Origin of the sequence: Vibrio sp. AND4, from assembly GCF_000171815.1 — a bacterium.
Taxonomy (GTDB): Bacteria; Pseudomonadota; Gammaproteobacteria; order Enterobacterales; family Vibrionaceae; genus Vibrio.
Genome location: NZ_ABGR01000036.1, coordinates 1 through 19,174, shown reverse-complemented (window position 1 = coordinate 19,174; position 19,174 = coordinate 1). Strand labels below are relative to the sequence as shown.

Here is a 19,174-nt window from a genome sequence, read left to right as displayed (position 1 = left end):
GCGAGTTTATCCGTTGGCATGACGACCACACAAGCGATGCGCCGCGTCGTACTTCCACAAGCCACACGCGTTGCACTCCCCTCCTTGATGAACTATTTCATCGACATGATAAAGTCGACTTCACTCGCCTTTACTCTTGGTGTGGCTGAAATCATGGCTAAGGCACAAATGGAAGCCTCCTCTAGTTTCCGCTTCTTTGAAGCTTTCCTTGCCGTCGCTCTGATTTACTGGGGCGTGGTGGTTATCCTAACTCGAGTACAAACTTGGGCTGAAGCGAGATTGAATAAGGCATATGTACGATGATCAAATTAGAAAATATTCACAAACGCTTTGGCGCAACTGAGGTATTAAAAGGCATAGATCTCGATATCAACCAAGGTGAGATCATCGTCATTATTGGCTCAAGTGGAACGGGTAAATCGACTCTGCTACGCACAGTTAACTTTTTAGAACAAGCTGATGAGGGTCGTATCACCATTGATGACATCTCAGTCGACACACAAAAGCACACTAAAGCTGAAGTATTGGCCCTGCGCCGCCGCACCGCATTTGTGTTCCAAAATTACGCACTGTTTGCTCATATGAACGCGCGGCAGAACATTGCAGAAGGCTTGATCACCGTACGTGGTTGGAAAAAAGACGACGCACTGCAACGCGCTCAAAAGATTCTGGATGATATCGGCCTTGGCGATAAAGGCGAAAGTTATCCAGCGGCTTTGTCTGGTGGCCAGCAACAACGTGTGGGTATCGGTAGAGCGATGGCGCTGCAACCTGAATTACTGCTATTTGATGAACCAACGTCTGCTCTGGATCCCGAGCTAGTGGGAGAAGTTCTCTCATTAATGAAGGACTTAGCTAAACAAAATCAGACCATGCTGGTGGTTACACACGAAATGCAATTTGCCAAAGAAGTGGCTGACAGAGTGATCTTCATGGCCGAAGGCAACATCATAGAACAAGGTTCTCCACAGGATATCTTCGATAATCCACAAGATCCTCGTTTAAAAAAATTCCTTAACCAAGTGGGAATAGAGTAAAGATCAAGCATCAAGATCAATCGATCCTTGAGATTTTACTCACACTACGTATAATCGCTCGGCCGGAATTTCGTACTCATCAGTCATTGACACTTTATGTGAGTGTGATTACAATTCCGCCTCTTTGTTGAGAGGCGTCGGTTATTCTTCTTTTAATAAAGAGCTTCTTTATAATAAGAAAGCAACATGCCCACGCCGGGTTTAACAAGAACCTAAAACTACTGATCAGTAAAGGTAATTATCATGAAACGCACTTTTCAACCTACAGTTCTAAAGCGCAAGCGTACTCACGGTTTCCGTGCTCGCATGGCAACTAAGAACGGTCGTAAAGTTATCAACGCACGTCGTGCGAAAGGCCGTGCGCGCCTATCAAAATAATCGCTAGTTTATTTTGAACACGTACGCGTTTAATCGGGAGTTACGTTTGTTAACTCCCGAGCATTATCAAAACGTCTTCCAGCAAGCTCATCGAGCTGGCTCGCCTCATTTCACCATCATTGCTCGCAATAACAAACTTTCTCACCCACGATTAGGTTTAGCTGTTCCGAAAAAGCAAATCAAAACTGCTGTCGGTCGTAACCGCTTTAAACGTTTGGCTCGTGAAAGCTTTCGTAATAATCAACATCAACTTCCAAACAAAGATTTTGTTGTGATCGCGAAAAAAAGCGCGCAAGATTTAAGCAATGAGGAATTATTTAAGTTGTTTGATAAGCTATGGCATCGCCTGTCTCGCCCTTCACGTGGATAGCCATTGGGCTCATTAATCTTTATCGCTGGTTTATCAGCCCTCTGATTGGTCCTCGCTGCCGGTTTACACCAACCTGCTCCACTTACGCACTAGAAGCTTTGAGAGCTCACGGTTTTGTAAAAGGATGTTGGTTATCAGGCAAACGTCTATTAAAATGCCACCCTTTGAATGAAGGGGGGTATGACCCCGTTCCACCAGCCCAAAAACAAGACAGAGATAACTAACGATGGATTCTCAACGTAATATCCTGCTCATTGCTCTGGCACTGGTTTCTTTCATGCTGTTTCAAAAATGGCAAGTAGCAAAGAACCCGGCACCCCAAGCAATTGAACAGGCTCAATCAAGCAGTACTTTACCTGCACCATCTTTTGCTGACGAGCTAGACCCAGTGCCTGGCCAACAGCAAGCTTCTGCAAAAACTATCACAGTAACGACTGATGTTTTAACTCTGTCGATCGACACCCTAGGTGGCGATGTGGTACATGCCAACCTTAACAAATACTCTGCTGAACTTGATTCATCAGACCCGTTCGTTCTGCTAAAAGACACCAAAGGTCATCAGTTCATCGCGCAAAGTGGTCTAGTGGGTCCTCAAGGTATCGACCTAAGCAGCACTAACCGTCCGAGCTACAAAGTAAGTGCAGACAGTTTTACTCTGCCTGATGGTCAAGACGAACTACGCGTTCCAATGACATTCACAGCAAACGGGATCGAGTACATCAAGACTTACGTGTTCGAACGCGGCAGCTACGCGCTAAACGTTGAATACGATATCGTGAACAACTCAGGTAATAACGCAACCTTAGGTATGTACGCTCACTTGCGTCAAAACCTGATGGACGATGGTGGCAGCATTACCATGCCAACCTACCGTGGCGGTGCTTACTCAACAGAAGACGTTCGTTACAAAAAATACAGCTTCGACGATATGCAGGATCGTAACCTGTCTATTAACCTAGCAGACGGTAAAGGTTGGGCGGCAATGATCCAACACTACTTCGCTGCCGCTTGGATCCCACGCGATGAACCAGGAACCAACCTGTACACTCGTGTGATTGGTAACCTAGGCGACATCGGCGTACGTATACCAAACAAAACAATTGCGACGGGCGACCAAACGACCTTCAAAGCCACATTGTGGGTTGGACCTAAACTACAAAACGAAATGGCGGCAGTGGCACCAAACCTTGACCTAGTCGTAGACTACGGTTGGCTATGGTTCCTTGCTAAACCACTCCACTCACTGCTTGCTTTCATTCAAAGCTTTGTGGGGAACTGGGGTATAGCAATCGTCTGTTTGACCTTTATCGTTCGTGGTGCAATGTACCCATTGACGAAAGCGCAATACACTTCTATGGCGAAAATGCGCATGCTACAGCCTAAGCTGCAAGCTATGCGTGAGCGCATCGGTGATGACCGTCAGCGCATGAGCCAAGAAATGATGGAGCTGTACAAGAAAGAGAAAGTAAACCCGCTGGGTGGCTGTCTACCTCTTGTCCTACAGATGCCTATCTTCATCTCACTCTATTGGGCACTCATGGAGTCGGTTGAGCTACGCCACTCACCATTCTTCGGTTGGATTCATGACCTATCAGCACAGGACCCATATTACATCCTGCCTGTATTGATGGGTGTATCAATGTTCATCATCCAGAAAATGAGCCCAACGACCGTGACAGATCCAATGCAGCAGAAGATCATGACCTTCATGCCGCTTATGTTCACCTTCTTCTTCTTCATGTTCCCATCTGGCCTAGTTCTATACTGGTTGGTGTCGAACATAGTTACGCTTATCCAGCAGACTCTGATTTATAAATCGCTGGAGAAAAAGGGCTTACACACCAAGTAACCTTGATAGAAAAGCATAAGAAAGGCGGCCAAAAGGTCGCCTTTTTGTTTTTGGCTGATTACAATTCAGCTAATTCATTGGTTCTGGCTCCCTGGGTGATCACACCTATAGCCCAGCTCAAAAGGCAAGATTATGACTACAGATACGATTGTCGCTCAGGCTACTGCACCCGGCCGTGGTGGTGTCGGCATTATTCGTGTTTCAGGCCCTAAGGCCAATCAAGTGGCACTGGAAGTCACAGGTAAAAAACTCAAACCTCGCTACGCCGAGTATCTGCCGTTCCAAGCGGGAGATGGCACCGTACTAGACCAAGGTATTGCGCTGTACTTCCCCAACCCACATTCGTTTACGGGCGAAGACGTGCTTGAGCTGCAAGGTCACGGCGGCCCTGTAGTAATGGACATGCTGATTAAGCGTATTCTCGGTATTAATGATGTGCGTGCCGCCCGTCCTGGTGAATTCTCTGAGCGTGCATTCTTGAACGATAAAATGGACCTAACTCAGGCAGAAGCCATTGCTGACCTTATCGATGCAAGCTCAGAAGAAGCAGCAAAATCAGCGCTTCAATCACTGCAAGGTCAGTTCTCACAACGTATTCAGACTCTGGTGGAATCTCTGATCCACTTACGTATCTACGTAGAAGCCGCAATTGACTTCCCAGAAGAAGAGATCGACTTTTTAGCCGATGGTAAAGTCTCTGGCGACTTGCAAGCGATCATTGATAACCTCAATGCAGTGCGTAAAGAAGCCAACCAAGGCGCGATCATGCGTGAAGGTATGAAAGTCGTCATTGCTGGCCGTCCGAATGCGGGGAAATCAAGCCTACTCAACGCCTTGTCTGGCAAGGAGTCGGCTATCGTCACAGACATCGCCGGGACCACCCGTGACGTGCTTCGTGAACATATCCACATCGATGGTATGCCACTTCACATTATCGATACCGCAGGCCTGCGTGACGCCTCAGATGAAGTTGAGAAAATCGGAATTGAACGCGCATGGGATGAAATCGCCCAAGCCGACCGTGTACTGTTCATGGTAGATGGCACGACCACTGACGCGACAAATCCAAAAGATATCTGGCCTGACTTTGTTGATCGCCTACCAAACAGCATAGGCATGACAGTGATCCGTAATAAAGCGGATCAAACCGGTGAAGAGATGGGGATCTGTCACGTGAATGATCCGACCCTGATTCGCCTCTCAGCAAAAACAGGGACAGGAGTGGATGCCCTGCGTACTCACTTAAAAGAATGCATGGGCTTCTCAGGTAATACAGAGGGTGGCTTTATGGCGCGTCGTCGCCACCTAGACTCGCTAGAGCGTGCTGCTCAACACCTTCAAATAGGTCAAGAACAACTTGAAGGCTATATGGCTGGAGAAATCTTAGCTGAAGAGCTGCGCATCACTCAGCAACACCTGAATGAGATTACCGGTGAGTTCAGCTCTGACGACTTACTCGGACGAATTTTCTCTTCATTCTGTATCGGTAAATAATCAAAGCGCGCGGTGTTAAGAAGCAGAACTTTAACGCCGCGTTTCTTTTTGTACTGACGCTAATGACATCCTAGTGTCAGTGAAGCTCAATAAAGGAAGACACATGATCCACATTATTACAGGCAGTACGTTAGGTGGCGCAGAATACGTAGGTGATCACCTAAGTGATCTACTCAATGAAAATGGTTTTGAAACGACGATCCACAACCAGCCAGAGTTGTCTGCGATCGAAAACCAAGGCACTTGGTTGGTAATAACTTCAACTCACGGCGCGGGTGAATACCCAGATAACATTCAGCCTTTCATCGCTGCATTACAAAACACGCCACCTAATATGACAGACGTCAATTTTGCAGTAATCGCAATTGGTGACTCAAGCTACGATACGTTCTGTGCTGCTGGCCAACATGCTTACGACCTGTTAGAAGACATTGGCGCAACGCCAATCACCGACTGCTTGAAGATTGACGTACTAAGCCACGATGTACCTGAAGACGCCGCAGAAGTGTGGTTAAAGCAAAACCTGGATCGCTTTTCTGCTTAATTCCTCTTTAACAGAGTCGTATGTCGACTCTGTTTTTCTCCTCTGTGAATAACTTTCTTCAAAACTTTTTTGTTCAACCGCTCAAAAAAACCTCAAACCGCCTGTGCATAACTAGGCTAATATCCAGTGTTTTTCCTATAGTTATCCAAATAACAACTTTGATCCTTTTTCACCCCTGTGCATAACCGGGTATTTTGATCTCAGGTAATCCTCGTTTTGATCAAGTGATGATCACAAGATACGATCCCAATAAGATCCATGATCTTGTTGATCATTTTTTAGTTATCCACAGAAACATGCGATCCTAATAATAGATCCAATAAAAGATCATATATATAGATCTTATATATATAGTCTTAGAGACGAAGATTTGAAAAACGAGAAAACGATTCTCTCTCGCGGATAAAAAAGGTAAAATACCGCTCCTTTTATTTGTCCATTAAATCCTTTGAATACCTGAGGTCAGTTCATGCTTTATCACGAAAACTTTGACGTCATTGTTGTCGGTGGCGGACACGCAGGAACGGAAGCCGCGCTTGCATCTGCACGCACAGGACAAAAAACCCTCCTCCTTACCCATAATATCGATACATTAGGCCAGATGTCTTGTAACCCCGCGATAGGTGGTATCGGTAAAGGTCACTTAGTAAAAGAAGTGGATGCAATGGGCGGTTTGATGGCTGAGGCCATTGATCATGCAGGTATTCAATTCCGAACACTCAATGCTTCCAAAGGTCCAGCAGTTCGAGCCACACGAGCACAAGCTGACCGTGCCTTGTACAAAGCGTACGTACGTAATGCGTTAGAGAACACACCAAACCTAACATTGTTCCAACAGTCGGTTGATGACCTGATTGTGAACCAAGATCGTGTGGTTGGTGTTGTAACGCAAATGGGTCTGAAATTCCATGCTAACGCCGTGGTATTAACCGTTGGGACATTCCTTGGTGGCAAGATCCACATAGGCATGGAAAGCTCCTCAGGCGGTCGAGCTGGAGATCCACCATCGATCGCACTGGCGGATCGACTTCGTGAACTGCCTTTTCGTGTCGATCGTTTAAAAACCGGTACACCACCGCGTATTGATGCGCGTAGCGTGGATTTCTCAGTGTTGGAAGCACAACACGGTGATAATCCAACCCCAGTATTTTCATTCATGGGTAAACGCGAGCATCAGCCACGCCAAATTCCGTGTTTTATTACTCACACCAACGAACAAACTCATGATGTGATCCGTAACAACCTCGATCGTAGCCCAATGTATGCTGGAGTGATCGAAGGAATTGGCCCGCGTTACTGTCCTTCTATCGAAGACAAAGTGATGCGTTTTGCAGACAAGAACAGTCACCAAATCTTTATTGAACCGGAAGGACTAACAACACATGAGTTGTACCCGAACGGTATTTCCACCAGCTTGCCATTTGATGTTCAGGTACAAATCGTTCGTTCGATGAAAGGGTTTGGGAACGCGCACATTGTTCGCCCCGGCTACGCGATTGAGTACGATTTCTTCGACCCACGTGATTTAAAACAAACTTACGAGACTAAATTCATTAATGGCTTGTTCTTTGCTGGTCAAATCAATGGTACAACGGGTTACGAAGAAGCCGCAGCACAAGGTTTAATGGCTGGTCTGAATGCAAGTTTGCACAGTCAAGGCAAAGAAGGCTGGAGCCCACGCCGTGACCAAGCTTATATGGGGGTATTGATTGACGATCTATCGACCATGGGCACGAAAGAACCGTACCGCATGTTTACCTCTCGCGCCGAATACCGTCTGTTGTTGCGTGAAGACAATGCCGATCTACGTTTGACGGAGAAAGCGCGTGAACTTGGCTTGGTCGATGATGCTCGTTGGGCTCGTTTCAACCAAAAAATCGATAACATGGAGACGGAACGTCAACGTTTAAAATCGACGTGGATGAACCCGAATTCGGCAGGCATCGATGAGCTGAACAAGCTATTGAAAACACCAATGGCACGTGAGGCTAGTGGTGAGGATCTTTTGCGTCGTCCAGAGATCGTGTACTCAACTCTCACTCAACTTGATGCCTTCGCGCCAGCTTTAGAAGATCAACAAGCCTCTGAGCAAGTTGAAATTCAAGTGAAGTACGACGGTTACATTAAGCGTCAGCAAGACGAAATCGAAAAATCTCTGCGTCACGAACACACCAAGTTGCCTACAGACTTGGATTATCAGGACGTGAAAGGCCTGTCTAACGAAGTGGTGGCTAAGCTGACAGAAGCCAAACCTGAGAGCATTGGCATTGCCTCACGTATATCAGGTATTACGCCTGCGGCGATTTCTATTCTGCTTGTTCACCTGAAGAAGCATGGTTTGCTGAAGAAAGGTGAGGAAGAGTAATGAGCAATTTACGCACAAGATTGGATGCTTTGATTGCACAGACTGATTTGCAAGTATCTGAAAAACAACGTGAGCAGTTAGTTGGTTACGTCGAACTGCTCGATAAGTGGAACAAAGCTTACAACCTAACATCGGTTCGTGACCCTCAGGAGATGCTAGTTAAGCATATCCTTGATAGCATAGTCGTTAGCACTCACTTACCAGGAGAACGCTTTATCGATGTTGGTACAGGGCCTGGATTGCCAGGTATTCCATTGGCTATCATGAACCCAGAGAAAAGTTTTTATTTGCTCGACAGTCTCGGTAAGCGTATTCGCTTTATCAAGCAAGTTGTGCACACATTAGGGCTGAAAAATGTGACGGCAATTCAAAGTCGTGTTGAAGAATTTCAGCCAGAAGAAAAATTTGATGGTGTTTTGAGTCGAGCTTTTGCTTCAATGACGGACATGGTGGAGTGGTGTCATCATCTGCCTAAACCAGATTCAGGGGTGTTCCTTGCCTTAAAGGGCGTTCACCCTAAAGATGAAATTGATCTGCTTCCTAAATGGTGTAGTGTGACAGAGATCATATCTTTGGCTGTTCCTGAGCTGGAAGGCGATCGTCATCTAGTAATCTTATCGCGCAAGGAAAATTAGCGAGGAAATCGTGGGTAAAATTGTAGCAATCGCCAACCAGAAAGGTGGGGTCGGCAAAACAACAACGTGCATTAACTTGGCAGCTTCGATGGCAGCAACAAAGCGCAAGGTTTTGGTGATCGATCTCGACCCTCAAGGCAACGCTACGATGGCCAGTGGTGTCGATAAATACATGGTTGACGCAACAGCGTATGATCTTCTGGTTGAAGATACTCCATTTGATCAAGTGGTTTGTACTGAAACCACAGGAAAATACGACCTGATTGCTGCGAATGGCGATGTTACCGCTGCAGAAATCAAACTGATGGAAGTGTTCGCACGTGAGGTTCGTCTTAAAAACGCTCTTGCGCCAGTTCGCGATAACTATGATTTCATCTTTATCGATTGTCCTCCTTCTCTGAACCTTCTTACAATCAATGCTATGGCAGCTGCCGATTCTGTGCTGGTGCCGATGCAATGTGAATACTTTGCGCTAGAAGGTTTAACTGCTCTTATGGATACAATCAGTAAGTTAGCGGCAGTGGTCAATGAGAACCTCAAAATCGAAGGTTTATTACGTACTATGTACGATCCACGCAACCGCCTATCTAATGAAGTATCCGATCAACTTAAAAAACACTTTGGTAGTAAAGTTTACCGAACCGTGATCCCACGTAATGTGCGTTTGGCAGAAGCGCCGAGCCACGGTAAACCAGCTATGTACTATGACAAGTACTCTGCTGGCGCCAAAGCATATCTTGCTCTAGCGGGCGAAATGCTCCGCCGCGAAGAAATCCAAGTTTAACTCTCTAACCTGAGGAATTCCTCTTATGTCTAAGCGTGGTCTAGGAAAAGGACTGGATGCCTTGTTGTCGACCAGTTCATTGGCTCGTGAAAAACAGCACATTGCATCGCATAGCCAAGCATTGTCGGCGGATGGTGAATTGACAGATTTGGCGATTGGTCAATTACAGCCCGGGGTATACCAACCGCGTAAGGATATGGCATCAGAAGCGCTTGAAGAGCTGGCTGCCTCGATCCAATCACAAGGTATCATTCAGCCGATCGTTGTTCGTCAAGTCGCAGGCGGTCAATTTGAAATTATTGCCGGCGAACGCCGTTGGCGTGCAGCAAAACAGGCTGGCCTTAAGCGTGTGCCTTGTTTGGTGAAAAAGGTCGAAGACCGTGCTGCGATTGCAATGGCGCTTATCGAAAACATTCAACGTGAAGATTTGAATGTGATTGAAGAAGCCCAAGCGCTTGAGCGTCTGCAAGATGAATTTACCCTTACTCATCAGCAAGTGGCTGATGTAATCGGTAAATCAAGAACGACGGTCAGTAACCTCTTACGTCTAAATCAGTTAGAAGTGGATGTAAAAGATCTGGTTGCAAATAAAAAGCTGGAAATGGGTCACGCCAGGGCTTTGTTGGCGCTAGAGGGCGAACAGCAAGTCGACGTGGCTCAGCAGGTTGCTAACAAGCAAATGACGGTTCGACAAACTGAACAGTTAGTAAAAAGGTGTTTAGCACCACAAAACGAGCAAAAAGCTCAACAAGAAGATACCGAAGCAGAGCAAATGTCGCATAAATTGAGCCAACTGCTTGATGCTAAGGTTTCTTTGGTCCGTTCTGCGAACGGCAAAGCGAAAGTGACGATAAGTCTTGATGAGCCTCACAAATTGAATCAACTGATTGCCAAGCTAGAGGCCTAGATGAGATAATTGATTTAGGTCAATTAATCAAAATAACCAAATTTTGTGTGAAAGTTGTCGGATTGTAAACAAAACTGTAAGTTTTTGATGCAATATAATTGCATTCAATTGTTCTCACCGTATAATTTTTGCCAATTTCCCTGCACAGAACATTTAGTGCAAAGTGGATATTACTAGAGGTACGAATACATGGTAGCTGCGTTAGCTAGACCAGGACGAGCGCTCGCGAAGCAATTGTTAATGATCCAGTCTGGCGCGGTTATTTTTGTGGCTGCAGGAATGGCGATGGCCGTGAATCCTGAATGGGGAATTTCAGCGCTGGTTGGTGGGGGCATTTTTGTTGTTGCCAATGCTGTCTTTGCGCTATGTGCTTTTATGTTTAGTGGGGCTCGTGCTGCCAAGCGCATTGCGGTGTCTTTCTTCACTGGTGAAGTTCTGAAAATCCTCATCACGGTTGTGTTGTTCTGCGTAGCCTACATGTATATGCAGGTGGAACTTGTTCCCCTCAAACTAACCTATTTGCTGGTACTAGGTATTAATATCTGTGCACCAGTGCTATTCATTAACAACAAAAAATAGGATGAGTTATGGCTGCGCCAGGTGAAGCGCTAACATCGTCCGGTTACATTGCCCACCACTTATCAAACCTATCTTTAGCTAAGTTAGGCTTGGTCGCGGATGAAGCAAGTTTCTGGAACGTACATATCGATAGCCTGTTTTTTTCTTGGTTTACTGGTTTAATCTTCCTTGGAATTTTTTACAAAGTAGCAAAGAGAACAACAGCGGGTGTACCGGGTAAGCTTCAGTGTGCTGTAGAAATGATCGTTGAATTTGTCGCGGAAAACGTCAAAGACACGTTCCATGGACGCAACCCACTGATCGCGCCTTTAGCACTGACTATCTTTTGTTGGGTATTTTTGATGAACGTGATGGACTTAGTTCCGATCGACTTCTTACCGTACCCAGCAGAACATTGGCTAGGTATCCCTTACCTTAAGGTTGTACCGTCTGCTGATGTGAATATCACCATGGCTATGGCTCTAGGCGTTTTCGCATTGATGATCTACTACAGCATCAAAGTGAAAGGTCTAGGTGGATTCGCAAAAGAACTTGCACTACATCCATTCAATCACCCACTGATGATTCCGTTTAACCTACTGATTGAAGTGGTATCGCTACTTGCGAAGCCTCTTTCACTTGGTATGCGTCTCTTCGGTAACATGTTCGCGGGTGAGGTTGTATTTATTCTTTGTGCGGCAATGCTACCATGGTACTTGCAATGGATGGGTTCACTACCGTGGGCAATCTTCCATATCTTGGTTATTACGATTCAAGCCTTCGTATTCATGATGTTGACAATTGTTTACCTGTCAATGGCACACGAAGATTCTGATCATTAATTTTTTAAGCTTTTTATTTGGGCACTAAGCCAACAACTATAAATTGGAGATAGTAATGGAAACTTTACTGAGCTTTTCTGCAATCGCCGTAGGTATTATCGTCGGTCTTGCTTCTCTTGGTACAGCGATTGGTTTCGCACTACTAGGTGGTAAATTCCTAGAAGGTGCAGCACGTCAACCAGAAATGGCTCCTATGCTACAAGTTAAGATGTTCATCATCGCAGGTCTACTTGATGCGGTTCCAATGATCGGTATCGTAATCGCGCTACTATTCACTTTCGCAAACCCATTTGTGGGTCAACTAGCAGGCTAATTAACGACTCTGTTAATTGTATTTTTGTAGTTGATTCTTAAGAGGGAGTAGCTGTTGTGAATATAAACGCAACTCTGCTAGGTCAAGCAATCTCGTTCGCACTATTTGTGTGGTTCTGCATGAAGTATGTATGGCCACCGTTGATGCAAGCGATTGAAGAACGTCAGAAGAAAATTGCTGATGGCCTTCAAGCAGCTGAACGTGCTGCAAAAGACTTGGATCTGGCACAAGCCAACGCTTCTGATCAATTGAAAGAAGCGAAGCGCACAGCAACTGAGATCATCGATCAAGCGAATAAGCGTAAGTCTCAAATTCTTGACGAAGCCCGCGAGGAAGCTCAGGCAGAACGCCAGAACATCCTAGCGCAAGCAGAAGCAGAACTTGAAGCTGAACGCAATCGTGCACGCGATGAGCTGCGCAAACAAGTTGCTACTCTGGCTGTAGCTGGTGCCGAGAAAATTTTGGAGCGTACAATCGATAAAGACGCTCAGAAAGATATTCTCGACAACATTACTGCAAAACTTTAAGTCTGGGGGCGCATATGTCTAATTTGACTACAATCGCACGCCCCTATGCTAAAGCAGCTTTTGACTTTGCGGTAGACAAAGACCAGTTGGACCAATGGGGCCAAATGTTATCTTTTGCTACTGAAGTTACCAAGAACGAACAAATGAAAGAGCTTTTAACCGGCTCTGTTTCCGCTGATAAAATGGCAGAAATTTTTGTTGCAGTTTGCGGTGAACAAGTTGATGCGCACGGTCAAAACCTGATTAAGGTTATGGCTGAGAATGGTCGTTTATCGGCCCTTCCCGATGTTTGTGAGCAGTTCTTCTTATTGAAGAAAGAACATGAGAAAGAGATCGATGTTGAAGTCATTTCAGCAAGCGAGCTTTCTGATGAACAGCTAGCAAAAATTGGCAGCAAACTTGAAGTGCGTCTTGAACGCAAAGTGAAGCTGAATTGCAGCGTAGATGAGACCCTACTTGGTGGGGTTATTATTCGAGCCGGAGACCTAGTCATCGATGACTCAGCGCGAGGTCGTTTGAACCGCCTGAGCGATGCATTGCAGTCTTAATGGGGATTGGAGCATGCAACTTAATTCCACGGAAATTAGCGATCTAATTAAACAGCGTATCGAATCTTTCGATGTTGTTAGTGAAGCTCGCAACGAGGGTACTATCGTATCGGTAAGCGATGGTATCATCCGCATTCACGGCCTAGCGGACGTGATGCAAGGTGAAATGATTGAATTACCGGGTGGCCGTTATGCACTCGCACTTAACCTTGAGCGTGACTCGGTTGGTGCGGTAGTAATGGGCCCATATGCTGACCTTAAGGAAGGCATGAAAGTTACAGGTACTGGCCGCATTCTTGAAGTGCCAGTTGGACCAGAACTACTAGGTCGCGTAGTGAACACGCTAGGTGAACCTATCGATGGTAAAGGTCCAATCGAAGCGAAACTTACTTCGCCTGTAGAAGTAATCGCACCAGGTGTAATCGACCGTAAATCGGTAGACCAGCCTGTGCAAACAGGTTACAAATCAGTTGACTCAATGATCCCTATCGGTCGTGGTCAGCGTGAGCTTGTGATCGGTGACCGTCAGACTGGTAAAACAGCAATGGCGATCGATGCGATTATCAACCAGAAAGACTCTGGTATTTTCTCTATCTACGTAGCCATCGGTCAGAAAGCATCGACTATCGCTAACGTAGTTCGCAAACTGGAAGAGCACGGCGCGTTAGCAAACACTATCGTTGTTGTTGCATCAGCTTCTGAATCTGCAGCGCTGCAATACCTAGCGCCATACGCAGGTTGTGCGATGGGTGAATACTTCCGCGATCGCGGTGAAGACGCACTGATTGTTTATGATGATCTATCTAAGCAAGCGGTAGCTTACCGTCAGATCTCTCTACTACTAAAACGTCCACCAGGCCGTGAGGCATTCCCAGGTGATGTATTCTACCTACACTCGCGTCTACTAGAGCGTGCTGCTCGTGTAAACGAAGAGTATGTAGAGCGTTTCACTAACGGTGAAGTGAAAGGTAAGACGGGTTCTTTAACCGCGCTTCCTATCATTGAAACTCAAGCTGGTGACGTTTCAGCATTCGTACCGACTAACGTAATCTCGATTACCGATGGTCAGATCTTCCTACAAACTGAGCTATTCAACGCGGGTATCCGTCCAGCTGTTGACCCTGGTATCTCAGTATCTCGTGTAGGTGGTTCAGCTCAGACGAAAATCATCAAGAAGCTATCTGGCGGTATCCGTACTGCACTAGCTCAGTACCGTGAACTAGCGGCATTCGCACAGTTCTCATCTGACCTTGATGAAGCGACGAAGAAACAGCTAGACCATGGTCAAAAAGTGACAGAACTTATGAAGCAAAAGCAGTACGCTCCAATGTCTGTCTTTGACCAAGCACTAGTAATCTTCGCGGCAGAGCGCGGCTATTTAGCAGATGTTGAAATCAACAAATTGCTAGATTTTGAAGCGGCTCTACTATCGTATGCTCGCGGTCAATACGCTGAATTTGCAGCTGAGATCGACAAGTCGGGTGCGTACAACGATGAAGTTGAAGCTCAGTTGAAGAAACTGACTGACGACTTCGTAGCAACCCAAACTTGGTAATTAGGTCGGTGGCAGTTTCTGCCACCAACTAACGGAGAGTAACGATGGCCGGCGCAAAAGAGATACGTAATAAAATCGGTAGTGTTAAAAGCACGCAGAAAATTACGAAAGCGATGGAAATGGTGGCAGCTTCAAAAATGCGTCGTTCTCAAGATGCAATGGAAGCTTCTCGTCCATACGCTGAAACCATGCGTAAAGTGATCGGTCATGTGGCAAACGCAAACCTAGAGTACCGTCATCCGTACCTAGAAGAGCGTGAAGCCAAGCGTGTTGGTTACATCATCGTTTCTACAGACCGTGGCCTGTGTGGTGGCTTGAACATTAACGTGTTCAAAAAAGCCGTTATAGATATGCAGGCTTGGAAAGAGAAAGGTGCAGAAGTTGAACTGGCGGTTGTTGGTTCAAAAGCAACGGCATTTTTCAACAGCAGTGGCGCAAAAGTTGCTGCTCAGGTTTCAGGTCTGGGTGATAGCCCAAGCCTTGAAGACCTAATCGGTTCTGTAAGCGTAATGCTAAAGAAATACGATGAGGGTGAATTGGATCGCCTGTACGTAGTGTTCAACAAATTTGTGAATACTATGGTTCAGCAACCAACGATCGATCAATTGCTACCTTTGCCTAAATCGGACAGCGAAGAGATGCAGCGTGAGCATTCATGGGATTACATCTATGAGCCTGAACCAAAACCTCTATTGGACACACTTCTTGTGCGTTACGTAGAGTCTCAGGTTTACCAAGGTGTGGTTGAGAATCTTGCTTGTGAGCAAGCGGCTCGAATGATTGCGATGAAGGCTGCAACGGATAACGCGAGTGACCTGATTGAAGACTTAGAACTTGTGTACAACAAAGCCCGTCAGGCTGCGATTACACAAGAACTGTCTGAAATCGTATCAGGTGCTGCAGCGGTTTAAGCTTAGGTTAAACGAAATAGTTTAGAGGATTAACGATGGCTACAGGTAAGGTCGTACAGATCATTGGTGCGGTAGTCGACGTAGAGTTCCCACAGAGCAATGTACCTAGTGTATATGACGCTCTAAACGTTACGGACTCAAAAGAGCGTCTTGTTCTTGAAGTTCAGCAACAGCTAGGCGGTGGCGTAGTTCGTTGTATCGTAATGGGTAGCTCTGATGGTTTACGTCGTGGAGTTGAGGTGGTTAACACTGGCGCTCCAATTTCAGTACCAGTAGGTACTAAAACCCTAGGTCGTATCATGAACGTTCTAGGTGACGCGATTGATGAGTGTGGTGAGATCGGTGCGGAAGAGCTTTACTCTATCCACCGCGAAGCGCCAAGCTACGAAGAGCAATCAAACGAAGTTGCACTACTAGAAACTGGTGTTAAAGTCATCGACTTGATTTGTCCATTCGCTAAGGGTGGTAAAATCGGTCTATTCGGTGGTGCGGGTGTAGGTAAGACCGTTAACATGATGGAGCTTATCAACAACATCGCACTTCAACACTCAGGTCTATCTGTGTTTGCTGGTGTTGGTGAGCGTACTCGTGAAGGTAACGATTTCTACTTTGAGATGCAGGAAGCGGGTGTTGTAAACATCGAGAAGCCTGAAGAATCAAAAGTAGCAATGGTTTACGGTCAGATGAACGAGCCACCAGGCAACCGTCTACGTGTTGCACTGACAGGTCTAACGATGGCTGAGCGCTTCCGTGATGAAGGTCGTGACGTTCTATTGTTTATCGATAACATCTACCGTTACACGCTTGCAGGTACAGAAGTATCAGCACTGCTAGGTCGTATGCCATCTGCGGTAGGTTACCAGCCTACACTTGCAGAAGAAATGGGTGTACTGCAGGAGCGTATATTATCTCAACGAAGCAAGGTTCTATCACGTCTGTACAGGCGGTATACGTACCAGCAGATGACTTGACTGACCCATCTCCAGCAACTACGTTCGCGCACTTGGATGCAACGGTTGTACTTAACCGTAACATCGCATCAATGGGTCTATACCCTGCGATCGACCCACTAGATTCTACATCTCGTATGCTAGATCCATTGGTGGTTGGTCAGGACCACTACGACGTAGCTCGTGGTGTTCAGCAGACGCTTCAGCGCTACAAAGAGCTGAAAGACATCATCGCGATTCTAGGTATGGACGAGCTATCTGAAGAAGATAAGCAAGTTGTATCTCGTGCACGTAAGATTGAACGTTTCCTAACTCAGCCTTACCACGTAGCGGAAGTATTTACTGGTGACCCGGGCGTTTATGTTTCTCTTAAAGAGACTCTACGCGGCTTCAAAGGTCTACTAGCTGGTGAATACGATGACATTCCAGAGCAAGCGTTCATGTACTGCGGTTCGATTGACGATGCTATCGAGAATGCGAAGAAGCTATAAGGCTAACTAGGAGGCGATATGGCACCAATAACCTTTCACCTAGACGTAGTAAGCGCTGAGAAAAGCATTTTCTCTGGTCGCGTTGAAACGTTTCAGGTGACCGGTAGCGAGGGTGAGCTGGGTATTTTTCACGGCCACACACCGCTGCTGTCCGCTATTAAGCCTGGTATGGTGCGTATTGTGAAACAGCACGGCCACGAAGAGTTCATTTATGTCTCTGGTGGTATGGTCGAAGTTCAGCCAGGTACTGCTACAGTGCTGGCTGATACGGCGATTCGTGGTGAAGATCTAGACGCAGCGAAGGCAGAAGAAGCCAAGCGCCGCGCTGAGGAGAAAATCCAAAATCAGCATGGTGATATGGACTTTGCACAAGCGGCCAGTGAACTGGCTAAAGCCATTGCTCAGCTTCGAGTTATCGAGCTGACCAAAAAGCGTCGCTAAGCTCAATTAGCAACGTGCACGAAAAAGGCGGCCATTTGGTCGCCTTTTTGCTTAATTTTAGTGAGAAATTTGCATCCCACCATTAACTAATCCTTCCTAGGCGTTTAAAATAACGCTCAATTAAAACTAAGCGTCAATAGGTTAAAAATGAAATTCAGTGCTGTGATCCTAGCGGCGGGTAAAGGTACCCGTATGTATTCGAACATGCCTAAAGTGCTGCACACTTTAGCAGGGAAGCCAATGGCAAAACATGTTATCGATACATGTGTAGGTCTCGGAGCACAAAACCTCCACCTTGTTTATGGCCATGGTGGTGATCAAATGCAACAGACGCTAGCAGAAGAGCCGGTTAACTGGGTGCTGCAAGCGGAGCAACTGGGCACGGGTCATGCGGTTGATCAAGCGTCTGCAAAGTTTGAAGACGACGAAAAAGTATTGGTGCTTTACGGTGATGTTCCGCTGATCTCAGCGGAAACGATTGAAAACCTGCTTGATGCGCAACCTACGGGTGGTATCGCTCTGTTAACCGTGATGCTCGATAATCCAATGGGTTATGGTCGTATTATTCGTAAAAACGGGCCGGTAGTGGCGATCGTCGAGCAAAAAGACGCAACCGAAGAGCAGAAGCTCATTAAAGAATGCAACACGGGTGTGCTGGTGGCGACAGGTGGTGATCTGAAACGTTGGCTTGCTGGTTTAAACAATCAAAACGCTCAAGGTGATACTACCTAACAGATGTGATTGCGGCAGCGCATGATGAAGGCCGCGCTGTTGAAGCGGTACACCCAGTAAACGCGATTGAAGTGGAAGGCGTCAACGATCGTGCACAATTGGCTCGTCTTGAACGCGCATTCCAATCAATGCAAGCGCAGAAATTGCTAGAGCAAGGCGTGATGTTGCGTGACCCTGCACGTTTTGAGCTACGTGGTGAGCTGCAATATGGTATGGACTGTGAAATCGATGTGAACGTGATCATCGAAGGTAAAGTATCACTGGGTGATAACGTTGTGATTGGCGCAGGTTGCGTATTGAAAGATTGTGAAATCGACGATAACACCATTGTTCGCCCTTACAGTGTGATAGAAGGTGCCACTGTAGGAGAAGCGTGTACGGTTGGTCCATTCACACGCCTGAGGCCTGGTACCGAGATGCGTAATGATTCTCACGTCGGTAATTTTGTTGAAGTGAAAAACGCACGTATTGGTGAAGGCTCTAAAGCAAACCACCTAACTTACTTAGGCGATACAGAAATTGGTCAACGCAGCAATATAGGTGCAGGCACTATCACCTGTAACTACGACGGTGCCAACAAGTTTAAGACCATAATTGGTAACGACGTTTTTGTTGGTTCAGATAGCCAGCTTGTGGCGCCCGTTACCATTGCCGATGGTGCAACGATTGGTGCAGGCACTACCTTGACGAAAGACGTTGCAGAAGGTGAACTTGTCATCACTCGTGCGAAAGAGCGCAAAATCACAGATTGGCAGCGCCCAGTCAAGCAAAAGTAATCGCTAGCCTTTAAATGATATCAACCAAAGCCGCTGATGATGAGCGGCTTTGTTGTATCTGGTGGCTTGAGAGACGGCTTCTAGTGGCTTGGGATAGCGATGCGTTTCTCTAACCAGCGAACCGCTTGAGAGACCAACAGAATCAGTGCCAAATACTCTAAGACCAG

The 19,174-nt window shown here is 46.4% G+C and carries 20 protein-coding genes and 3 pseudogenes; 22 read left to right on the top strand and 1 reads right to left on the bottom strand.

All coding sequences use genetic code 11. The features are described from left to right. The 22 genes and pseudogenes from AND4_RS17030 to glmU all read left to right on the top strand — a co-directional run. On the top strand, nucleotides 1–303 hold a 303-nt coding region (locus AND4_RS17030), incomplete at its 5' end, for an ABC transporter permease subunit (protein WP_009844223.1). Beyond that, a complete protein-coding gene (locus AND4_RS17025; RefSeq protein ID WP_009844222.1) occupies nucleotides 300–1,037 on the top strand; it encodes an amino acid ABC transporter ATP-binding protein in 738 nt (245 codons plus the stop codon). The genes AND4_RS17030 and AND4_RS17025, both read left to right, overlap by 4 nt. Before the next feature lie 243 nt (nucleotides 1,038–1,280). Then, nucleotides 1,281–1,415 (top strand): 50S ribosomal protein L34, encoded by a 135-nt coding sequence (gene rpmH / locus AND4_RS17020; RefSeq protein ID WP_005378825.1) that lies wholly within the window; start codon nucleotides 1,281–1,283, stop codon nucleotides 1,413–1,415. A 46-nt stretch (nucleotides 1,416–1,461) separates the two neighbouring features. Further along, nucleotides 1,462–1,785, top strand: a complete 324-nt coding sequence (gene rnpA / locus AND4_RS17015) for a ribonuclease P protein component (RefSeq protein WP_009699098.1) — start codon at nucleotides 1,462–1,464, stop codon at nucleotides 1,783–1,785. Beyond that, the gene (gene yidD / locus AND4_RS19715) at nucleotides 1,752–2,009 is read left to right on the top strand and encodes a membrane protein insertion efficiency factor YidD (RefSeq protein WP_009844221.1); all 258 of its coding nucleotides are present in this window, start codon (nucleotides 1,752–1,754) and stop codon (nucleotides 2,007–2,009) included. Before rnpA ends, yidD begins: the two co-directional genes overlap by 34 nt. Nucleotides 2,010–2,011: 2 nt before the next feature. Continuing rightward, on the top strand, nucleotides 2,012–3,634 hold the full coding sequence (gene yidC, locus AND4_RS17010) for a membrane protein insertase YidC (RefSeq protein ID WP_009844220.1): 1,623 nt from the start codon (nucleotides 2,012–2,014) through the stop codon (nucleotides 3,632–3,634). A 132-nt stretch (nucleotides 3,635–3,766) separates the two neighbouring features. Further along, nucleotides 3,767–5,128: a tRNA uridine-5-carboxymethylaminomethyl(34) synthesis GTPase MnmE gene (gene mnmE, locus AND4_RS17005; RefSeq protein WP_009844219.1), complete on the top strand. Its 1,362-nt coding sequence runs from the start codon at nucleotides 3,767–3,769 to the stop codon at nucleotides 5,126–5,128. A 103-nt stretch (nucleotides 5,129–5,231) separates the two neighbouring features. Beyond that, a complete protein-coding gene (gene mioC / locus AND4_RS17000) occupies nucleotides 5,232–5,672 on the top strand; it encodes an FMN-binding protein MioC (RefSeq protein ID WP_009844218.1) in 441 nt (146 codons plus the stop codon). 469 nt (nucleotides 5,673–6,141) lie between these two features. Then, entirely contained in the window at nucleotides 6,142–8,037 is a 1,896-nt protein-coding gene (gene mnmG, locus AND4_RS16995) for a tRNA uridine-5-carboxymethylaminomethyl(34) synthesis enzyme MnmG (protein ID WP_009844217.1), read from the top strand. Beyond that, complete coding sequence (rsmG, locus tag AND4_RS16990) at nucleotides 8,037–8,672, top strand: 16S rRNA (guanine(527)-N(7))-methyltransferase RsmG (protein WP_009844216.1); 636 nt, start codon at nucleotides 8,037–8,039, stop codon at nucleotides 8,670–8,672. The genes mnmG and rsmG overlap by 1 nt, the downstream gene beginning before the upstream one ends. A gap of 10 nt (nucleotides 8,673–8,682) precedes the next feature. After that, complete coding sequence (locus AND4_RS16985) at nucleotides 8,683–9,456, top strand: ParA family protein (protein WP_009844215.1); 774 nt, start codon at nucleotides 8,683–8,685, stop codon at nucleotides 9,454–9,456. 25 nt (nucleotides 9,457–9,481) lie between these two features. After that, nucleotides 9,482–10,363 (top strand): ParB/RepB/Spo0J family partition protein, encoded by an 882-nt coding sequence (locus AND4_RS16980; protein ID WP_009844214.1) that lies wholly within the window; start codon nucleotides 9,482–9,484, stop codon nucleotides 10,361–10,363. Between the two features lie 189 nt (nucleotides 10,364–10,552). After that, the gene (locus AND4_RS16975) at nucleotides 10,553–10,942 is read left to right on the top strand and encodes a F0F1 ATP synthase subunit I (protein ID WP_009844213.1); all 390 of its coding nucleotides are present in this window, start codon (nucleotides 10,553–10,555) and stop codon (nucleotides 10,940–10,942) included. An 8-nt stretch (nucleotides 10,943–10,950) separates the two neighbouring features. Next, a complete protein-coding gene (gene atpB / locus AND4_RS16970; protein ID WP_005429781.1) occupies nucleotides 10,951–11,763 on the top strand; it encodes a F0F1 ATP synthase subunit A in 813 nt (270 codons plus the stop codon). A gap of 55 nt (nucleotides 11,764–11,818) precedes the next feature. Next, nucleotides 11,819–12,076, top strand: a complete 258-nt coding sequence (atpE, locus tag AND4_RS16965) for a F0F1 ATP synthase subunit C (protein WP_005372317.1) — start codon at nucleotides 11,819–11,821, stop codon at nucleotides 12,074–12,076. Between the two features lie 56 nt (nucleotides 12,077–12,132). Further along, the gene (atpF, locus tag AND4_RS16960) at nucleotides 12,133–12,603 is read left to right on the top strand and encodes a F0F1 ATP synthase subunit B (protein WP_009844212.1); all 471 of its coding nucleotides are present in this window, start codon (nucleotides 12,133–12,135) and stop codon (nucleotides 12,601–12,603) included. 14 nt (nucleotides 12,604–12,617) lie between these two features. Continuing rightward, on the top strand, nucleotides 12,618–13,151 hold the full coding sequence (atpH, locus tag AND4_RS16955; protein ID WP_009844211.1) for a F0F1 ATP synthase subunit delta: 534 nt from the start codon (nucleotides 12,618–12,620) through the stop codon (nucleotides 13,149–13,151). Between the two features lie 13 nt (nucleotides 13,152–13,164). Next, nucleotides 13,165–14,706 (top strand): F0F1 ATP synthase subunit alpha, encoded by a 1,542-nt coding sequence (gene atpA, locus AND4_RS16950; RefSeq protein ID WP_009844210.1) that lies wholly within the window; start codon nucleotides 13,165–13,167, stop codon nucleotides 14,704–14,706. 44 nt (nucleotides 14,707–14,750) lie between these two features. Continuing rightward, entirely contained in the window at nucleotides 14,751–15,617 is an 867-nt protein-coding gene (atpG, locus tag AND4_RS16945; protein ID WP_009844209.1) for a F0F1 ATP synthase subunit gamma, read from the top strand. Between the two features lie 35 nt (nucleotides 15,618–15,652). Then, nucleotides 15,653–17,058: pseudogene (gene atpD / locus AND4_RS16940) on the top strand (F0F1 ATP synthase subunit beta). A gap of 18 nt (nucleotides 17,059–17,076) precedes the next feature. Beyond that, nucleotides 17,077–17,499 (top strand): F0F1 ATP synthase subunit epsilon, encoded by a 423-nt coding sequence (locus AND4_RS16935; RefSeq protein ID WP_009844206.1) that lies wholly within the window; start codon nucleotides 17,077–17,079, stop codon nucleotides 17,497–17,499. A 147-nt stretch (nucleotides 17,500–17,646) separates the two neighbouring features. Continuing rightward, nucleotides 17,647–19,007 (top strand): annotated as a pseudogene (gene glmU / locus AND4_RS16930) (bifunctional UDP-N-acetylglucosamine diphosphorylase/glucosamine-1-phosphate N-acetyltransferase GlmU). Between the two features lie 80 nt (nucleotides 19,008–19,087). Here glmU and AND4_RS20160 read toward each other — a convergent pair. After that, a pseudogene (locus AND4_RS20160) lies at nucleotides 19,088–19,174 on the bottom strand (amino acid ABC transporter permease); the annotation flags it as partial.

Bases quoted from the DNA above. Each gene is read 5' to 3' on its own strand.
- mioC (WP_009844218.1), top strand. From the start codon at position 5,232: ATGATCCACATTATTACAGGCAGTACGTTAGGTGGCGCAGAATACGTA.
- AND4_RS17025 (WP_009844222.1), top strand. From the start codon at position 300: ATGATCAAATTAGAAAATATTCACAAACGCTTTGGCGCAACTGAGGTA.
- atpH (WP_009844211.1), top strand. From the start codon at position 12,618: ATGTCTAATTTGACTACAATCGCACGCCCCTATGCTAAAGCAGCTTTT.
- mnmG (WP_009844217.1), top strand. From the start codon at position 6,142: ATGCTTTATCACGAAAACTTTGACGTCATTGTTGTCGGTGGCGGACAC.
- atpE (WP_005372317.1), top strand. From the start codon at position 11,819: ATGGAAACTTTACTGAGCTTTTCTGCAATCGCCGTAGGTATTATCGTC.
- rpmH (WP_005378825.1), top strand. From the start codon at position 1,281: ATGAAACGCACTTTTCAACCTACAGTTCTAAAGCGCAAGCGTACTCAC.
- yidC (WP_009844220.1), top strand. From the start codon at position 2,012: ATGGATTCTCAACGTAATATCCTGCTCATTGCTCTGGCACTGGTTTCT.
- atpG (WP_009844209.1), top strand. From the start codon at position 14,751: ATGGCCGGCGCAAAAGAGATACGTAATAAAATCGGTAGTGTTAAAAGC.
- mnmE (WP_009844219.1), top strand. From the start codon at position 3,767: ATGACTACAGATACGATTGTCGCTCAGGCTACTGCACCCGGCCGTGGT.
- yidD (WP_009844221.1), top strand. From the start codon at position 1,752: ATGGCATCGCCTGTCTCGCCCTTCACGTGGATAGCCATTGGGCTCATT.
- AND4_RS16980 (WP_009844214.1), top strand. From the start codon at position 9,482: ATGTCTAAGCGTGGTCTAGGAAAAGGACTGGATGCCTTGTTGTCGACC.
- atpA (WP_009844210.1), top strand. From the start codon at position 13,165: ATGCAACTTAATTCCACGGAAATTAGCGATCTAATTAAACAGCGTATC.
- atpB (WP_005429781.1), top strand. From the start codon at position 10,951: ATGGCTGCGCCAGGTGAAGCGCTAACATCGTCCGGTTACATTGCCCAC.
- rsmG (WP_009844216.1), top strand. From the start codon at position 8,037: ATGAGCAATTTACGCACAAGATTGGATGCTTTGATTGCACAGACTGAT.
- AND4_RS16935 (WP_009844206.1), top strand. From the start codon at position 17,077: ATGGCACCAATAACCTTTCACCTAGACGTAGTAAGCGCTGAGAAAAGC.
- AND4_RS16975 (WP_009844213.1), top strand. From the start codon at position 10,553: ATGGTAGCTGCGTTAGCTAGACCAGGACGAGCGCTCGCGAAGCAATTG.